12 protein-coding genes are annotated in these 17,045 nt (G+C 69.8%); 7 read left to right on the forward strand and 5 right to left on the reverse strand.

Annotated features, from left to right (window positions below; all coding sequences use genetic code 11):
• Positions 1-132: 132 nt before the first annotated feature.
• From OG589_RS33230 to OG589_RS33250, 5 genes are all read left to right on the forward strand, one after another.
• Positions 133-1,203: a hypothetical protein gene (locus OG589_RS33230; RefSeq protein WP_405142049.1), complete on the forward strand. Its 1,071-nt coding sequence runs from the start codon at positions 133-135 to the stop codon at positions 1,201-1,203.
• A gap of 327 nt (positions 1,204-1,530) precedes the next feature.
• Positions 1,531-2,871: a phosphoribosyltransferase family protein gene (locus OG589_RS33235; RefSeq protein ID WP_405142050.1), complete on the forward strand. Its 1,341-nt coding sequence runs from the start codon at positions 1,531-1,533 to the stop codon at positions 2,869-2,871.
• 65 nt (positions 2,872-2,936) lie between these two features.
• Complete coding sequence (locus OG589_RS33240) at positions 2,937-3,872, forward strand: ribose-phosphate diphosphokinase (RefSeq protein WP_405142052.1); 936 nt, start codon at positions 2,937-2,939, stop codon at positions 3,870-3,872.
• 324 nt (positions 3,873-4,196) lie between these two features.
• A complete protein-coding gene (locus tag OG589_RS33245; protein ID WP_405152181.1) occupies positions 4,197-4,454 on the forward strand; it encodes a DUF1918 domain-containing protein in 258 nt (85 codons plus the stop codon).
• A 113-nt stretch (positions 4,455-4,567) separates the two neighbouring features.
• Entirely contained in the window at positions 4,568-6,019 is a 1,452-nt protein-coding gene (locus OG589_RS33250; protein WP_405142054.1) for an AAA family ATPase, read from the forward strand.
• 47 nt (positions 6,020-6,066) lie between these two features.
• Here the strand turns inward: OG589_RS33250 and OG589_RS33255 are convergent, their stop codons facing one another.
• Together OG589_RS33255 and OG589_RS33260 are read right to left on the reverse strand one after the other, a co-directional pair.
• Positions 6,067-7,884 carry a multicopper oxidase family protein gene (locus OG589_RS33255; RefSeq protein ID WP_405142056.1) on the reverse strand — a complete coding sequence of 606 codons (1,818 nt, stop codon included), beginning with the start codon at positions 7,882-7,884 and terminating at the stop codon, positions 6,067-6,069.
• A gap of 190 nt (positions 7,885-8,074) precedes the next feature.
• Positions 8,075-9,070 carry an Acg family FMN-binding oxidoreductase gene (locus OG589_RS33260; protein WP_405142058.1) on the reverse strand — a complete coding sequence of 332 codons (996 nt, stop codon included), beginning with the start codon at positions 9,068-9,070 and terminating at the stop codon, positions 8,075-8,077.
• 249 nt (positions 9,071-9,319) lie between these two features.
• On the opposite strand from OG589_RS33260, the gene OG589_RS33265 reads away from it, so the two are divergent.
• Positions 9,320-11,908, forward strand: a complete 2,589-nt coding sequence (locus tag OG589_RS33265) for a cation-translocating P-type ATPase (RefSeq protein WP_405142059.1) — start codon at positions 9,320-9,322, stop codon at positions 11,906-11,908.
• A 107-nt stretch (positions 11,909-12,015) separates the two neighbouring features.
• Positions 12,016-12,696 (forward strand): CBS domain-containing protein, encoded by a 681-nt coding sequence (locus tag OG589_RS33270; RefSeq protein WP_405142060.1) that lies wholly within the window; start codon positions 12,016-12,018, stop codon positions 12,694-12,696.
• A gap of 113 nt (positions 12,697-12,809) precedes the next feature.
• Here OG589_RS33270 and OG589_RS33275 read toward each other — a convergent pair whose 3' ends face one another.
• The 3 genes from OG589_RS33275 to OG589_RS33285 all read right to left on the reverse strand — a co-directional run bounded on the left by OG589_RS33275 (position 12,810) and on the right by OG589_RS33285 (position 16,985).
• Complete coding sequence (locus OG589_RS33275; RefSeq protein WP_405142061.1) at positions 12,810-13,691, reverse strand: universal stress protein; 882 nt, start codon at positions 13,689-13,691, stop codon at positions 12,810-12,812.
• Between the two features lie 236 nt (positions 13,692-13,927).
• Positions 13,928-16,177 carry a heavy metal translocating P-type ATPase gene (locus tag OG589_RS33280; RefSeq protein ID WP_405142062.1) on the reverse strand — a complete coding sequence of 750 codons (2,250 nt, stop codon included), beginning with the start codon at positions 16,175-16,177 and terminating at the stop codon, positions 13,928-13,930.
• A 31-nt stretch (positions 16,178-16,208) separates the two neighbouring features.
• Positions 16,209-16,985 (reverse strand): hypothetical protein, encoded by a 777-nt coding sequence (locus tag OG589_RS33285; RefSeq protein ID WP_405142063.1) that lies wholly within the window; start codon positions 16,983-16,985, stop codon positions 16,209-16,211.
• Between the last annotated feature and the right edge of the window lie 60 nt (positions 16,986-17,045).

Consider the following 17,045-nt stretch of genomic DNA (forward strand, 5'->3'; position numbering starts at 1 on the left):
CGCTGGGTTGGCGGAGGATCAGCGGCGGCATGGCAGGGATCTCGCGGATCACACATTTGCTGCCTTGCGGTAAGGGAATCGGCTTCGCTAAAAGTTAAGCTTCTTAACAATTTCCTTCAACGGGAGGTTGGCATGCACCGCCTGGCCGCGCTTCTCTGCTTACTCGTTCCCCTGTTCCTGGCGGCCCCGGCCAAGGCTGCGGTCACCCCGCTCCAGGTCTACGGGTCCTGGCACTGCGGCAATGACGCATGCATATGGGGCGCCGTACGTGACGTGGCCGAGTTCGACCAGAAGAACCACTGGCTGATCGACCGCGGTGATGGCCGTCCCTCGGTGAACGTCGTGGTACTCAGCTTCGTCCACCCGGTCAAGCTGCTGCACAAGACGACCGACGCCCAGACCCTCGACGGCGTGCCGCGCGGCATGACCGCCGACGTCGTCACCTACTTCAAGAGCCGCGGCATCCGGGTGATGTTGTCCATCGGGGGCATCACCTACACCGACGCCTGGAACTTGGCGCTGGCGGAGAACGCGGCCCAGTTCGGACGCAACGCCGCCGAGGTGGCCCAGCGGCTCGGCGTCGGCATCGAGATCGACTACGAGGAGAACAGCGGGCCCAACCTGGCGGGACTGCAGGCATTCATCGACGCTTACCGCACCGTACTGCCCTACGACGCCACGGGAGCCAACCAGGCTGCGCGCCTGACCATCGACCTGGCGGCGGGCGACCGGTGGCTGATCGATCTCGGTAGGAAGGCCACCGCCGACTGGCTCCGCACCGGCACGCCCGTCCTGGACTACGCCAACGCGATGGTGCCGGCCCGCCAGCCGAGCACCTCCGGCGCGATCGCCAACTGGCAGGAGCACCTCGACGGCAAGCCGACCTACTCCCCGCCGATCCCGCCGCTGGCCCCCGCCAAGTTCACGGGCGCCTTCTACATCGCCGAGGGCAGCAAGCTCCGGCCAGAGTGCGCCAACTTCAGCGCCTCGCTGCAGAACTCCACCGGCACCTTCGTCCAGACGGCCGGCCCGAACGGCGCGGGGACGACGCCGGGCCTGCTCGGCTACATGTTCTGGGCCGCCGAGCGGCCCTCCACCCGCGGCATGACCACCGCGCCGCCCAACGGTTGCGAGGGCGGAGTAGGCGGCGGCGCCACCGCCTACTCCATTCCGATCCCGATGTCGGCCCTGCGGCAAAGCTGAGCACCGCCCCAGGCGCCCCAGGTGCCCCAGGTGCGGAAGGGGAATCGGATGCGCACAGACCGAGGACCCTTGTCATGGGGACATTCGACCGTGCCGAACGGAGTGGCCAGCGCGGCGGCGGGTTGTCGAGGATCGTGGCCATCGTCCGAGCCGGGACCTTCAGCCCTATACGAAAAGCAGGTTTCAGGCCGAGCCTTGAGGAAGGGGCTGGGTTCTCGTCCGGCGCGGAGTGCGGCTGCGTGGGACCTTCCCTAGACACCTTCGAGGTCGTTCGCCCCCAAATCACCCTGGAGGTGAGCGCTAGCGCCACAGAAGGGACGGGGGGAGATGTTCGTCGATCGTCAGGATGCGGGTGCGCAGTTGGCCGGGCGGTTGCGAGGGCTGGCCGGTACCGGGGACATCGTGGTCGTGGGACTGCCCCGGGGTGGGGTGCCGGTGGCGTTCGAGGTGGCCCGAGCCCTGGGCGCTCCGCTGGATGTGATCCTGGTCCGCAAGCTCGGGGTGCCGTTCCAGCCCGAGCTGGGGTTCGGAGCGATCGGCGAGGGCGGGGTGCGCGTGCTCAACCGCGACATCGTACGGATGGCGGAGCTCACCCAGGAGGAGATGGCCGAGGTCGAGGAGCGTGAGCGGCCCGAACTGCTGCGCCGTGCCAGGCGCTTTCGTGGCGAGCGCCCACCGCTGGACCTGGCCGGCCGGACGGTGATCGTGGTAGATGACGGGATCGCCACTGGTGGCACGGCTCGCGCGGCGTGCCGGGTCGCCCGTTCAGGCGGCGCCTCGCGGGTCGTCCTGGCGGTCCCCGTGGGGGCGCCGAGCACGATCGCGAGCCTGTCGGACGTCGCCGACGAGGTGGTCTGCCTGCAGGCCCCTGCCGCCCTTTACGCGATCGGCTCCTGGTATGCCGACTTCACGCAAACCACGGACGACGAGGTGGTCGAACTACTGCGCCATGCCGCCACCCTGAGGAGCGACACCCAGGCGGGCACGGCGGACCCGGGTGATCCCCTCTGGGAGGTGGAGGTGGACGCTGGTGGCGTACTGCTGCCCGGTCATCTCGCCGTCCCCGAGGACGCCGCGGGGATCGTGGTGTTCGTCCACGGCAGCGGCAGCGGCCGGTACAGCCCGCGTAACCGGTACGTGGCCTCCGAGCTCAACCGCGCCGGCCTGTCGACGCTCCTGTTCGACCTGCTCACGTTGGAGGAGGAGCTGGACCGGCGCAAGGTGTTCGACATTGAGTTGCTGGCCCGCAGGCTGCTCCAAGTGACGGCCTGGCTGCGTGGCATGCCCGAGGTCGCGGGACTTCCGGTCGGCTACTTCGGCTCCACCACGGGAGCCGCCGCCGCGCTGTGGGCGGCGGCCGAGCCGGGCTGCGATGTCACCGCCGTCGTTTCCCGAGGCGGTCGGCCCGACCTGGCCTCGGCAAGGCTCGGCGCCGTGCGCGCGCCCACGCTGCTGATCGTGGGAGGCCGCGACGAGGTGGTGCTCGGCATCAACCAGGCGGCCCGCGAACGGCTGCGCTGCCAGAACCGGCTTCAGATCGTTCCCGGCGCCACCCACCTGTTCCCAGAGCCGGGAGCGCTCGAAGCCGTCGCGGCTCACGCCCGCGACTGGTTCGCCGCTCACTTCAGGCCACTGCTGGCCGCCACGCCGCCATGCCCGGCTCACTGATCGCCGAACCGGCGGCTTTCGTCGCATGCCCGGTGAGACCGGAAGGAAGCAGGGGGTGGAGCGTGATGACGCTGCGGATCGTGGCCGGTACGGCCAACCAGGCGCTGGCTCGTGCCGTCGCGGCGGGGCTGTACACCGAGCCGGTGTCATCGGTGGTGGAGCGCTTCCCCGACAGCGAGCTACGGCCGGTCGTCGACGGCGTGCGCGGTGCCGACGTCTATCTGGTCCAGCCCACGGGGCCGCCCGTGAACGAGCACGTGATGGAGCTCCTGCTGCTGCTCGACGGCTGCCGGCGGGCCGGCGCCGCGCGCATTACCGCCGTCGTGCCGTATTTCGGGTACGCCCGGCAGGACCGCCGTGGGCGAGCCGGAGAGGCCATCGGGATGAGGGTCGTCGCCGACGCGCTGGCCTCGGCCGGAGCGCAGCGGTTGGTCGTGGTTGATCCACATACGGTGGCACTGGAGGCCGTGTGCGCGGTGCCGGTGGAGATGCTCACGGCCGTCCCCGTCCTCGCCGGCGCGCTCGCCGAGCGGGCGCGGGGCGATGCGATCGTCGTGGCGCCCGACCTCGGCGCGGTCAAGCTGGCCGAGCGGTACGCCGCGCTGCTGTCGCTGCCGGTGGCGCTGGTCCGCAAGACGCGGCTGACGGGGACCAGCGTCGTGGCCGGGAAACTCGTCGGCGACGTCGTGGGACGCCAGGCGATCGTCGTCGATGACATGATCAGCACCGGAGGAACCATCGAGGCTGCGGTGGAACTCCTGCTCGAGGACGGCGCCGCTCCGCCGGTCGTCGTGGCCGCCACTCACGGGCTGTTCGTGGAGGCGGCGGCGAAGCGGCTCGGCGGTTCCCGGATCCAGAGCCTGCTGGTCACCGACAGCCTCCCGCAGGACGCCTCATCGGCGCTGCCGCTCCAGATCTGCTCGACGGCCCCCCTCCTGGCCGACGCCATCGCCCGCCTGCACCGCGACGAGCCACTCGGCGACCTGCTGATCCACACCTGATCGGCCGCCTCCGCGGGGCCGAAGGTCCCCGGTTCGGACCCGCACATGGCGACGACTCACCGGCCTCCATCGGGCCACCTTCCTGGGTCCGGAAGGGGTTTCCGGGCCGAGGGTCGAGCCCTGGGCCGGAGGCGAACGCGACCTCTACGTCCGCATCATCCCGCACCAGATCACCGGCCGCCGCATCCAAGGCTTCTGACACCGTGGCATGCGCCACTGCACCAAAACGGACTTTCGTCCCATCTATCAGGGTCCATCGCAGGTAGACCGCTCTCTCGCCCCAATTGAATATGAGAGGGGAACTGATGGCCGGCAGCCGTGGCCATGCGGTCCCAGGGAGTCCGAGGAGGGACGCGGGAGGTAACAGTGAAAGCAGCAGTTGGCGATCGGCTGATCGTTGAAAGTACCTCTCTGGACAAGCCACGCCGCATCGGTGTCATCGTCGCCCTGTACCACGCCGACGGCTCGCCACCGTACGACGTCCGCTGGCCGGACCAGGAACACCCGTCCATGGTGTTCCCGGGACCCGATGCACATATCGAACATCGAACACCTGCCCGCGGGGGGCCGACGGTCCCCTGATCGACCGGCTCCCCCCGTTCAGCCGCCTCCACCAGCCGGCCGGGCAGACCCGAAGGCGGGAGCGATCAGCGATGAGACCGTGGGCGGAGATCAGGGAGACGCATACCGGTCTCGTGCTGCTCCTGGGGGATCACGCTTACAAGCTCAAGAAGCCGGTCCGCTTCGGCTTCCTGGACTTCACCGACCGGGAGAGCCGGCGGGCCGCCTGTCATGAGGAAGTGGAGCTCAACCGGCGACTGGCCCCGGATGTCTACGAAGGGGTCGCCGACGTGCTGGGCCCGGACGGGCGACCCTGCGAGCATCTCGTGGTGATGCGGCGCATGCCCCACGAACGACGTCTCGCAGCCCTCCTTCGATCGGGGAAACCCGTGGAGGAGCACCTGCGCCAGATCGCCCGGATGATCGCGAGCCTGCACAGCCGGGCCCGTCACGGCCCTGACATCGACCGGCAAGGAAGCAGAGCGGGGATACGAGCCCGCTGGACCGCGAGTTTCGACCAGGTCCGAGCCCTTCCTGACAGGGTCCTCGATCCGGAGGCGGCGCACGAGATCGAACGGCTCACGTTACGGTTCCTCGACGGCCGTGAGCCCCTGTTCAGCACCCGTGTCGAACAGGGCCGCATCGTTGAAGGACATGGTGACCTGCTGGCAGAGGACATCTTCTGCCTCGACGACGGGCCACGGATTTTGGATTGCCTCGAGTTCGACGAACGGCTCCGGTTCCTCGACGGCCTGGACGACGCGGCATTCCTGGCCATGGATGTGGAGCGGCTGGGCGCTCCGCGGCTGGCCGAACTGTTCCTGCACTGGTACGCCGAGTTCTCCGGCGATCCCGCGCCGCCGTCACTCTTGCACCACTATGTCGCCTATCGGGCCTTCGTCCGCACCAAAGTGGCCTGCCTGCGGCGAGGGCAGGGAAAGACCGAGGCGACATGGGAGGCCCGTGAGCTCGGAGATCTCACACTCCGTCACCTGCGCGCAGGCGCGGTCGCCCTGGTCCTCGTCGGCGGACTACCTGGGGCCGGCAAGTCGACCCTGGCCGCCGCCATCGCCGACCGCCTCGGGTACACGCTGCTGAACAGTGACCGCGTCCGCAAGGAACTCGCCGGCATCGCGCCCGAACAGCCTGCGCCGGCCCCCTTCGGCGAAGGAATCTACGACCAAGAATGGACCGAGCGTACCTATGGCGAGCTCATGTCCCGGGCCGAGAGGCTGCTTCGCCAGGGCGAGTCGGTGATCCTCGACGCCTCCTGGGCCGATGTCGCGCACCGCGCGACCGCCCAGCGGATCGCTCAGTGCACCTGCAGCGACCTCGTAGGTCTGCGCTGCACCGCTCTGCCGCAAGTTATGGCGCAACGCCTGGCAGGTCGTACTGCGGGGGTCTCCGACGCCGACCAGTCGATCGCCGAGGCGATGGCGGCGCGAACGGCCCCCTGGGCCGATGCGATCGAGGTCGATACGAGCGCGACCTCGGAACAGGCACTCGAGCGGGCACTGGCGGCCATCCACCCTCCCGGGGCCGCTGTTCCCTGGAGCTACCGGCGCCCGCGACTGGAGCCCGGCTGATCGGCCGGATCGCCGGGGCCGGCGCCGGTCCCCTGCCCGGCGAGCCGTCAGCCTCCGACGCGGTAGGGGCGCATCATCTCGTTGTCCTCGTGCTCCAGGATGTGGCAGTGCCACACGAACAGGCCGGCCCGGTCGAACGTCGCCTTGATCCGGGTGACCTCGTTCGGGTAGGCGATCACCGTGTCCTTGTACCCCCTCTCCCCTCGCTCCGGAGATCGGGCGATGCCGGTGAACGGCTGCCGGTCGACGACCTGGAACGGAACCTCGTGGACATGGATCGGGTGCGCGTCCATGGTGAGGTTGTGGATCTCCCACACCTCGGTGGCACCCACCGCGGGGGTCTCGGTGAGCGGATCGGACCACATCCTCGCCGTCCCGCGTCCGTCGACGGTACCGAGCAGCACCGCCGTCGGTCCGGCACCGGAGACGACCGCGGAGCTCTGTTCCAGCAAAGCGACCTTGCGCGTCTTCGTCGCCGAGCCGAGCGGAGTCGACGAGGGCAGCGTGAGCTGGTCGGGAGGCACGCTGGCATCTCGTCCCACCAGTGACCGCACCACGAACTTCATCACCTGCCCCGTGGTCGCGGGATCCGCCGGCGCGGCCTTGCCGTCTCCGCGGAAGGCCCCGTCGGGCGCTTCGTTGATCAGATACAGCTCCGTACCCGCAGGGAGGCGTGTGAAATCCACGATCACATCGGCCCGCTCGGCCGGGGCCAGCAGAAGCCTGCCGAGCTCCACGGGCTCTGGCAGGAACCCTCCATCCGAGCCGATCTGCCAGAACGGCAGGGCCGCGGCCACCGGACGCTTCGCCACAGGGTTGGACACGATCTTCAGGTCCAGGAACCGGGAGTTGCAGCCGTTGAGAAACCGGAGGCGGAATCGGCGTGGTTCGACGGCCAGGAACGGCCAGGTGCGGCCGTTGACCATCATGGCGGTGCCGAAGAACTCGGGGTTCCAGATAGGTGGTAGATCACTGCTGGGGATGTAGGGACCGGCGAACCGGTCGAACTGCCTACGGCTCCCCGGATAGAAGAGCGAGCCGTCAGCGGCGAACGACCGGTCCTGGATGACGATCGGGATCTCGTGAAACCGCCGGTTCTGTGGGGCTCCGGCCCTGGGCGCCGGTCCCGGAAGAACCGGCGGCGGAAGGTCGGAGGGGCCGCCTCGCAGAAGGTAGAACCCCGCCAGGCCCGCGTAGACGTTGAGCCGGGTCATCCCCAGCGTGTGATCGTGGTACCACATCGTGGCGGCGCGCTGGTCGTTGCCGTAACGGAACTCCGCCGAGCCGGGACGCCACGACGCCCCGTCCCGGCTCGCGGATTCTTCCGCGAAGGGCGCGTACTGGGTGCCCTCGGTCGCGTAGCCGGACGGTATGTTCCTCGCCTGGGGCAGGTACCACGCCTCCGGGTAGCCGTCGCTGTAGTCGGCGCTGTGCCCTCCGTGCAGGTGCGTGACGATCGGCACCGGCCCGCGGTACCGGCCGGGGGTCGAGGTGAACGCGGGACGTGAATCCCGGCCGGAGGCCCCTCCAGGAGGGTTGGCCCAGTGCAGCGTCGGGTCCACAGGAAGCATGTGCGGCAGGTAGTTCCCATCTGTGTCGACCAGCTCGTTCACCCAGGTCACCCGTACAGGCCGGTCGGCCGTCGCCTCGAAGGTGAACCCCGGGGAGCTGAAGGTCCGCGGGTGCCCGACCGACCCGTACCCCCAGACCGTGGTGGCCGGGCTGCCCGAAGGCAGGATCTGCTGCCGGAAGCGCCGGACGCCGATCGTGTAGCGGTCAACGGAGCCATCCGCCGAGTCGGACGGCATGACCGGCGGGACGGCCAGCGGCGTGACGTATTTGGCGATCGCCACCGGATCCAGCATGCCCCGGAGAATCGCCGCACCCCCCAGGGCCGGGATCCGCCCAGAGACCAGGAGCACGGTCCCGCCTAACCCTGCCTTCATGAACTGCCGTCTCGTGATCACCCCGGCCCCCTCAGCCATCAAGAGCAGACATGGCGGAATGCCCGCGTCTGTGCGGCCGGCCCGAGGTTCACTCGGAATCGACCATGAGTCAGTGCTCTTCCAGCACCTCCGAGCACGGGCGGCGGACGCTTCCCGTCCCGTCCCGTACGAAGCCGAGCCGCATGATCATCTGTGGGAAGTCTCCGGAGCACAGGTGGTTGCGGATGAACTCCCGTAGCTCCGGCATTTCCAGCGCCTGCGTGTGGAAGGCCGCGCTGAGCCCGCAGGCGGAGGCGCGGAGCAGGGTGCGTTGCAACGCCTGGCCCGCGACGAGCCAATCGTGGCGGGTGTCGGTCTTCGTGGTGAGCACGGCCACGAGCCCGGTCGCCGTGGACCTGCGCTGTTCGGTCTCACTGCCCCAGGAGTGTCCCCAGGCGTAGTCACGCTGGGCGAAATGCTGCGGATACGTGCGTCTGCGGGTGATCGGGTAGGCGTGGGCCGGCACGCCGTCCCTGCGGGTGCTGCCGGGAGGCCGCGCCCAGCGGATCAGCTCCAGGCCGAACATGCGGTCCTGGGACTGGACGTCCTGGGCGGCGCTGGTGAGCGCGGCCAGCACGCGCGCCTCGACCTCCGACCGCACAGGCGTCAGGCGAGCCCCCTCGGTGTTCGCCTGGGCCACCAGCGTCTCTGTCACGTGTTCGGAGACACGCGCGGTGGTGAACCCGGAGCGATGCGTCCGGCGCCGCTCGATCTCCCCACGCAGCGACAGAGTCTGCTCGTCGGCTCCCGCACCCTGCCGTGGCCGGATCGTGGCCAGCAGGAGCGGGCGGTCGGGGTCCGGGAACCGCCGTACCTCGGGCTCGTAGCCGAGCGCGCGAAGGGCGATCCGTACGTTGAACAGCGCGGCGCCGCAGCTGATCAGCATCTGGCGGCCGGTCGCGTCGGCGAACCGCAGCTTCCTGTCCGGGTCCGCGCGCAGGCTGATCTCGTCCCCGGAGACGGCGAACGACCACGGCTGGGTGTTGTGCGCCGAAGGCGCCCAGAGTGCGGCCTCGACGGCGGCACGCAACGTGCAGGAGATCCCGCCTGCTGGGTGAATGTCCATGACCCGCCTCCTAGCCGGCCCCACTGCAAGCGTGCCCGCCGCCGTCCGGCATGGTCAGCGATGAAAGTCCCGAAACGCGGGGACCTTGGCCACACTCTTCCGGCCGATCGGTCTCAGCGGCCCCCGCTTCCCCCCGCCCTTCAGCGCCCGCTGGACGGGACCTTCGTCTCTGTCGAAGAGTTCGCCTCCTTGTGAAGACTGGCCTCCGAGACCATGACGCGGTTCGACAGACCAACCAGGAGACGACGAATGGCCAGGGAGGAAACCACCGCGACCGCTGTCACCTCCGGCCTGTCGTCGGCGGAAGCAGCGGCGCGACTGGAACAGGACGGGCGCAACCTGCTGCCCCAGAAGTCACCCGTCCCGTTGTGGCGACGAGTCGCCGCCCAGCTCCGCGACCCGCTGATCCTCGTCCTGCTCGTGGCGGCGGCACTGACCGTCGCCACGGGCGACTGGACCGACATGGCCGTGATCATGTTGGTCATCGTGGTCAACACCTCGGTCGGGGTAGTGCAGGAGGTCCGCGCTGACCGCGCCATCACGGCCCTGTCAGAGCTCACCGCCCCGACGGCGCGCGTGGTCCGTGACGGTTCCCAGGCGCAGGTTCCGGCGGAGGATGTCGTTGTGGGTGATGCTCTGGTGCTGGCCGAGGGGGACATCGTTCCCGCTGATGCCAGGGTGGTGGAGTCGGCGGCCCTTCTCGTCGACGAGTCGGCCCTGACGGGCGAGTCCATGCCGGTGGACAAGAGCGTCGAGCAGGCGGTGTCCTCGGGCACCGTCGTGGTACGAGGGCGCGGGCGAGCGGTGGTCACCGCGGTGGGGATGTCGAGCGCGACCGGGCGCATAGCGTCCATGATGGTCAAGGGGGCCGGTCTCACTCCGCTACAGCGACGGTTGATGGGGGTCGGCCGCATGCTGGCCGGCGTCACCGTGCTCTTGTGCGTGGTCGTGCTGGCCCTCGGCCTGGCCCGCGGCGAACCGGTCGAGCTGATGGTCGTGACCGCGATCAGCCTGGTGGTCGCGGCCGTGCCTGAATCACTGCCCGCGGTCGTGACCCTGAGCCTCGCACTGGGAGCCCGCCGGATGGCCGGCCGCAACGCCCTCGTGCGCAGGCTGCCCGCAGTGGAGACCCTGGGCTCTGTGACCGTTCTGGCCACCGACAAGACCGGCACGCTGACCGAGGGCCGGATGGTCGTCCGGCTGCTCTGGACTCCGGCCGGGGAAGCCAGGGTCACCGGCTCCGGCTATGCCCCTGAGGGTGAGATCGTCGAAGACCGGCCTGTGGAGACCGAACGTCTCACCGACCTGCTGGGTGCGGCGGCACTGTGCAACGACGCGCGGCTGTCACAGGACTCCCACGGACAGTGGACGGCGCTGGGCGATCCCACCGAGGCGGCCATGCTCGCCGCCGCCGCCAAGATGGGCCTGGACTCGGCACAGGTGCGGCAGCGGTTCCCCAGAGTCGCCGAGCGGCCCTTCGAGAGCGGCCGCAAGCGCATGACGACCGTTCACCGGCTTCCCGGCGGCCGAGCCCGGGTGATCTGCAAGGGCGCACCAGAGGCACTGCTCCAGTCACCGGTCCTGGTCGACGACCCGGCGCTCCTGGCCCGCGCGTCCGAGCGCGCCGACCAACTCGCCCAGGCGGGTTACCGGGTCCTGGCCGTCGCGAGAACCGATCTGGACGTCGTTCCGGAAACCGTCCAGGAGTACGGGCTGACGCTGCTCGGGCTGATCGCGATCCTGGACCCGCCGCGACCCGCGGCAGCCGCCGCCATCGCCGCCTGTGGACGCGCTGGGATCAGATCGGTCATGATCACCGGCGACCACCCGGGTACCGCCCGTGCCATCGCCACTGACCTGGGCATCATCGAAACGGGCGGCCAGGTCGTCGACTGCCGCGACGCCCGCGAATCGGGCCAGGACAGGGCGAGCGTCTACGCCCGGGCCACGCCCCAGCAGAAACTCGACATCATCCAGAGCATGCGAAATCGCGGCGACACCCTCGCGATGACGGGAGACGGCGTCAACGACGGGCCCGCGCTGAGGCGCGCCGACATCGGCGTGGCGATGGGCGAGCGCGGCACCGAAGTCGCCCGTCAGGCGGCCGACCTGGTGCTGGCCGACGACGACCTGGGCACCGTGGTCGCGGCCGTCGAGGAGGGCCGCCGGGTCTACGCCAACATCCGCCGGTTCCTCGTCTACGGCCTGTCCGGCGGAGCAGCCGAAATCGCCGTCATGCTGCTGGGCCCGTTCGCCGGTCTCACGCTCCCGCTGCTGCCCGCCCAGATACTGTGGATCAACCTGCTCACCCACGGGCTACCGGGCGTGGCCCTGGGCGGCGAGCCCGCCGTACCCGGATCCATGACCAGCCCGCCTCGGCCGACCACCGAGAGCATCCTGGGGGCCGGGCTGTGGCAACGCGTGATCCGGATCGGCGTCGTCCTCACCGCTGTCACCCTCGGCGTCGCCATCTGGGCCCACCAGACCGGACGCCCATGGCAGAGCATGGCCTTCTTCGCCCTTGGCGCCACCCAGCTCGGGGTGGCGATCGGCTCTCGCACCCGGCCGGGCTCGCTGGCCAACCCGATGCTGCTTCTCGCCGTCGCCGGCGCCCTCGTCCTGCAACTCGCGGGGCTCTACCTCCCGCTGCTCCGTGAGCTCCTCGGCACCCAGCCGCTGAGCATAGGTGACCTGATGATCGTCACCGTACTCTCCACCCTCGGCTACGCCGCCGTACGCCTCGACCGGACCCTGCATCCGAATCCACCGCCCGGCCCGGACGACCGGCCGCGGGCCGAATGTCCCATGGACAAGGGCCCTCGGTCTCTTCGCTCGTGATCCTGGCCACGATTTGATGAAGAGGGATGTGCGGCACGAGCGCCGCCTGAGGGGGCGACGCCCGCGATCGAAGGGAGCCGATCATGCACAAGAAGGTGCGGGACGTCATGACCCGGAAGGTAGCGTCCGTCAACGGCAGCACCCCCTTCAAGGACGTCGCCGAAGTACTCACCGCCCACGGGGTCAGCGCGGTCCCGGTGGTCGACGGTGAGGGGTATGTGATCGGCGTCATCTCGGAGGCCGACCTGCTGCGCAAGGAGGAGTTCAGGCAGCAGTACTACGGCGAGGACTACCGTCCTCCCCTGCGGGCACGGCTCCGCCGGCGCATCGGCCGACCCGGCGCCGCCCCGAAGGACAAGGCGCGCGCCGAAACGGCGGCCGAACTGATGACCGCGCCGGCGATCACCGTCAGGGCGTACGCCAATGTGGTGGCCGCCGCGCGTGCCATGGAGGCGCACAGGGTCAAGCGGCTGCCGGTGGTCGACGAGGAAGGGCGGCTGGAAGGCATCGTCAGCCGCCACGACCTGCTCAAGGTCTTCGCCCGGACCGACGACGACATCGCCGCCGAGATCCGCGACGACATCCTCCAGGGCCCCATGTGGATGGACACCTCAGGAGTTCGCGTCTCGGTGTCGGAGGGGGTCGTGACGCTGAGCGGCCACCTGGCCCGCCACAGCGACGCTCAGACCATCGCGCGGATGACCGAGCGAGTCAACGGTGTGGTCGATGTGCTCGACAAGCTCGAATGGCAGCAGGACGACGCACTGTTCTCCGGCCGCCCGGCCTGAGAACGGCAACGCGGGCGAGCGCCTCGATCGGGTCGCCGATCTACCGGCGCGGACCGTCCAGGGATTGGGCCTGGTCCGCCGCACCTGAAGCTATGCGGGCTGGATCATCTGGATCACTCCATGAGCCTTCGTGGCTCCCCTTCACCATCGACACCGCCATGCTTCGGAGCGGGCACCACGGCCACCGGACAGGAAGCGTGGTGCAGCACGGCGTGGCTGGTGGAACCAAGGATCAATCCGGTGAAACCGCCGCGTCCGCGTGATCCGATCACAAGGAGGTCGGCCTCGGCCGACGCCTCCAGCAGGACCTGCGCGGGGTGTCCCTGTTTCACTTGCCGCAGGACATCGACAGCGGGATGGCGTTCTTGCCATGCCTTCAGCGACTCGGCCAGCAGGCGGGACTCATCGCCGATCAATGCATCGGGATCGAACGGCATGAATTCGACCGGAACGGAGCAGGCACGGATCGCTCGCAGTCTCGCACCGCGCGCTTCCGCCTCGGCGAAGGCGAACTCGACCACCGCATCGCTCGCAGCCGATCCATCCGTTCCCACCACCACTTCCCCGGACCGAGAAGCCGGTCCGCGCACCACGACGACCGGGCAGGGAGCATGCCCGGAAACTCCCAGAGCGACCGAGCCGAGCAGCAGCCCACGGAAGCCGCCGAGCCCATGGTTGCCCACCACCAGCATGTCGGCGACCGCAGCCGCCCTCAGCAGGGCGTCCCGTGGGTCCCCTGCCAGCAGTTCAGTGCTCACCCGCACCTCGAACGGCTCGGCACCCACGCGTTCCAGCGCCGCCGTCAGGACCTCGGCGGCGCTGTCTCGCATCCAGCGCCCCACATCGGAGTGCGGCACGTCGTCGGGCATCTCATAAGCCCATTTCGGCATGGCGTGCACGATGTGCACGGGCCGGTCATGCAGTGCTCCCTCCCGCACCGCCCAGCCGACCGCGTCCAGCCCCGAAGGCGACCCGTCCACTCCAACGATGATCATGTGGTTCTCCTTTGGACCCCTGTCCGCGGTCAGCATGCGCCGGCAACCGGTCCTCACACAGCCGCAACCGCTACTCCTCGAGGCGCACGGCTGACGGTCGCGCTGACCACAAGGTCGGCGCCCCCCAACGCTTCGGGCAGTCGCGCCGTCCCATACCTGCTGCCCCAGGAGAAGGCGGAGGTAACACGCAAGGACGTGCGGCGACCCTCGGAGTCGGTTCCGAGGGTCGCCGCTTTCTACTTGAAGCGGCGTAGCCGCAGGCTGTTGCTGACGACGAAGACCGAGGAGAACGCCATGGCGGCGCCCGCGATCATGGGGTTGAGCAGGCCTGCGGCGGCCAGCGGCAGGGCGGCCACGTTGTAGGCGAAGGCCCAGAACAGGTTGCCCTTGATGGTGCGCAGGGTGCGGCGCGACAGCCGGATGGCGTCGGCCGCCACGCGCAGGTCGCCTCGTACCAGGGTGAGATCGGAGGCCTCGATGGCCGCGTCGGCACCCGTGCCCATGGCCAGGCCCAGGTCGGCCTGGGCGAGGGCCGCGGCGTCGTTGACGCCGTCACCCACCATGGCGACCGTACGGCCTTCGGCCTGCAGTCGCTTGACGACGTCGACCTTGTCGGCCGGGAGCACCTCGGCGATGACCTCGTCGATGCCCACTTCGGCGGCCACCGTCTTGGCGACGGCTTCGTTGTCGCCGGTGAGCAGCACCGGGGTCAGCCCCAGGTCGCGCAACTGACGGATGGCCTCGGCCGAGGTCGGTTTGACGGTGTCGGCGACGACCAGGACCGCGCGGGCCCTGCCGTCCCAGCCGACCGCGACAGCCGTACGGCCGGCCGCCTGCGCCTGGGTGAACGCCCGCTCCAGTTCGACCGGGAGGTGCTGCGACCAGTCGGCGAGCAGCCGGGGACGGCCCACCAGCACGGCGTGCCCGTCGACGACGCCCTGGACGCCGAGCCCTTCGACGTTGGCGAAGTCCTCGGGGGTGGGCAACTCGCCCACGCGCTCGGCGGCGCCTCGGGCGACCGCCTGGGCGATGGGGTGCTCGGAGGCGTGCTCAAGGGCTCCCGCCAGGCGAAGTACGCGCGCCTGGTCTTCGCCCTCCGCGAGGTGCACGTCGGTCAGGGTCATCTTGCCTTCGGTGACCGTGCCGGTCTTGTCGAGCACGACGGTGTCGACCGCGCGGGTGGATTCCAGGACCTCGGGCCCCTTGATCAGGATGCCGAGCTGGGCTCCCCGGCCGGTGCCGACCAGCAGCGCGGTCGGGGTGGCCAGGCCGAGGGCGCAGGGGCAGGCGATGATCAGTACGGCCACCGCGGCGGTGAACGCGGCGCCGATGCCGTCTCCGGTGCCGAGCCAGAAACCGAGTGTGCCCAGGGCCAGCGCGATCACGATCGGGACGAAGATCCCGGAGATGCGGTCGGCCAGCCGCTGCACCTGAGCCTTGCCGGTCTGCGCCTCCTCCACCAGCTTGGCCATCTGGGCGAGCCGGGTGTCGGCGCCGACGCGGGTGGCGCGGACGAGCAGGCGGCCGCCGGCGTTGACGGTCGCGCCGGTGACCGTGTCGCCGGGCCGTACCTCGACCGGGACCGATTCGCCGGTGAGCATCGAGGCGTCGACCGCGGAGGAACCCTCCTCGATCACGCCATCGGTGGCGATCTTCTCGCCGGGCCGTACGACGAATCGGTCGCCCACGGCAAGTCGGTCGCTGGGGATGCGGATCTCGATGCCGTCGCGCAGCACGGCGACGTCCTTGGCGCCGAGCTCCAGCAGGGCCCGCAGCGCGGCGCCGGCGCGGCGCTTGGAGCGGGCCTCGAAGTAGCGCCCGGCCAGGATGAACGCGGTCACCCCGGCGGCGGCCTCCAGGTAGATGTTGCCTGAGCCGTCGGTGCGCTCGATGGTGAACGCGAACGGGTGGGTCATGCCGGGGGTGCCCGCGCTGCCGAAGAACAGCGCCCACAGCGACCAGCCGAGCGCGGCGATCGTGCCGAGCGAGACCAGGGTGTCCATGGTGGCGGCGCCGTGGCGCAGGTTGGTCCACGCGGCCTTGTGGAAGGGCCAGCCCGCGTAGACGACGACCGGCGCGGCGAGGGTGAGCGACAGCCACTGCCATGAGGTGAACTGCAGCGGCGGGATCATCGCCATCGCGATCACGGGCACGGCGAGCACCACGGCGGTGATCAGTCGCCGGCGCAACGGCCGAAGCTCGTCGGCCGGTTCGCCTTCCGGTTCCCCTTGTGTCGCGTCGCTCTTCGGCTCCGGGGGGAGTGCGGCGGTGTAGCCGGTCTTCTCTACTTCGGCGATGAGGTCGTTTGGGTCGATGCCTTGGCGGAAGGTGACCTTGGCCTTTTCTGTCGCGTAGTTGACGGTCGCGGTGACGCCGTCGAGCTTGTTGAGCTTGCGCTCGATCCGGTTGGCGCACGACGCGCAGGTCATGCCGCCGATGGAGAGTTCGACCGAGTCTTGTGCTCTGTCGTCGGTGAGGGAGGACATCACCTGCTCCTTTCTGTCGTCATGCCTGGCGTCAGTGGTCGTGCTCGCCATGGGAGCCGGGTGTGGTGGGGGTGGTCGCCGGCTTCGGGCTCGAGGTCGCGGTCGGTGCCGGGAGTTCGCCCGCGCGGGCGGTGAAGTCCGCGGTTCGCACGGTTCCCTCGTGCTGGAAGTCCAGGAAGAGGCGGTAGTCGCCGCGGCTGGGCACCTCGGCGTAGAAGGTGATCTCCGGACCGGGCTGAGTCTTGCCGTCGCCGGGTTCCCCGTCGGGGTGTACGTGCAGGTAGGCCAGGTCTCCGGCGCGCAGCGCGACCAGGTGGCCGTAGGCGCCGAGGTAGGGCTGCAGGTCGGTCAACGGGTGGCCGTCCTTGCTCACTTTCAGGGTGAGCTCGCTGGCAGTGCCGGGGGTGAGGGTTCCGTCGAGGGCGACGGTGTAGCCGTCGACCGTGGAGGTACGGCTTGCCGTGGGCAGCGCCTTGGGCTTGTAGTCGCCGCCTGCCCGCAGGTCGGTGCCAAGCGTCAGCCCGGTGCCGCCCTCGGGGGCGAAGTCGGCGAACGCCCGGTAGGGGCCCGCTTCGGGCAGCGTCAGCTTCACCGACCACACGCCGTCGTCAGAGAGTTCGGGGTGCAGGTGCTGGAAGGTGCCCAGGTCGCGGGAGACCACGATGAAGTGCAGCTTCTTGCCGTGCTGCACCTGGTAGCCGGTGACCGGGCGGCCGTCGGGGCCCGTGACGGTGAAGCGGAAGTCGGTGGCCTCGCCCGGTGTGATCACGGTCGTCTCGGGGGTCAGGGTGTAGCCGTCCTGTGACACTTGAAGCCCTCCTGGAATGGATGCCGCGGTCGTCGCCCGGCTCGGAGCCGGCTGTGCGTG

Source organism: Sphaerisporangium sp. NBC_01403 (assembly GCF_045040145.1).
Classification (GTDB): Bacteria; Actinomycetota; Actinomycetes; order Streptosporangiales; family Streptosporangiaceae; genus Sphaerisporangium; species Sphaerisporangium viridialbum.

What these genes read in the sequence shown, in the direction of transcription:
- OG589_RS33230 (WP_405142049.1), top strand. Translation starts at nt 133, where the DNA reads ATGCACCGCCTGGCCGCGCTTCTCTGCTTACTCGTTCCCCTGTTCCTG.
- OG589_RS33235 (WP_405142050.1), top strand. Translation starts at nt 1,531, where the DNA reads ATGTTCGTCGATCGTCAGGATGCGGGTGCGCAGTTGGCCGGGCGGTTG.
- OG589_RS33240 (WP_405142052.1), top strand. Translation starts at nt 2,937, where the DNA reads ATGACGCTGCGGATCGTGGCCGGTACGGCCAACCAGGCGCTGGCTCGT.
- OG589_RS33245 (WP_405152181.1), top strand. Translation starts at nt 4,197, where the DNA reads ATGCGGTCCCAGGGAGTCCGAGGAGGGACGCGGGAGGTAACAGTGAAA.
- OG589_RS33255 (WP_405142056.1), bottom strand. Translation starts at nt 7,884, where the DNA reads ATGCTGGATCCGGTGGCGATCGCCAAATACGTCACGCCGCTGGCCGTC.
- OG589_RS33260 (WP_405142058.1), bottom strand. Translation starts at nt 9,070, where the DNA reads ATGGACATTCACCCAGCAGGCGGGATCTCCTGCACGTTGCGTGCCGCC.
- OG589_RS33265 (WP_405142059.1), top strand. Translation starts at nt 9,320, where the DNA reads ATGGCCAGGGAGGAAACCACCGCGACCGCTGTCACCTCCGGCCTGTCG.
- OG589_RS33270 (WP_405142060.1), top strand. Translation starts at nt 12,016, where the DNA reads ATGACCCGGAAGGTAGCGTCCGTCAACGGCAGCACCCCCTTCAAGGAC.
- OG589_RS33275 (WP_405142061.1), bottom strand. Translation starts at nt 13,691, where the DNA reads ATGATCATCGTTGGAGTGGACGGGTCGCCTTCGGGGCTGGACGCGGTC.
- OG589_RS33280 (WP_405142062.1), bottom strand. Translation starts at nt 16,177, where the DNA reads ATGTCCTCCCTCACCGACGACAGAGCACAAGACTCGGTCGAACTCTCC.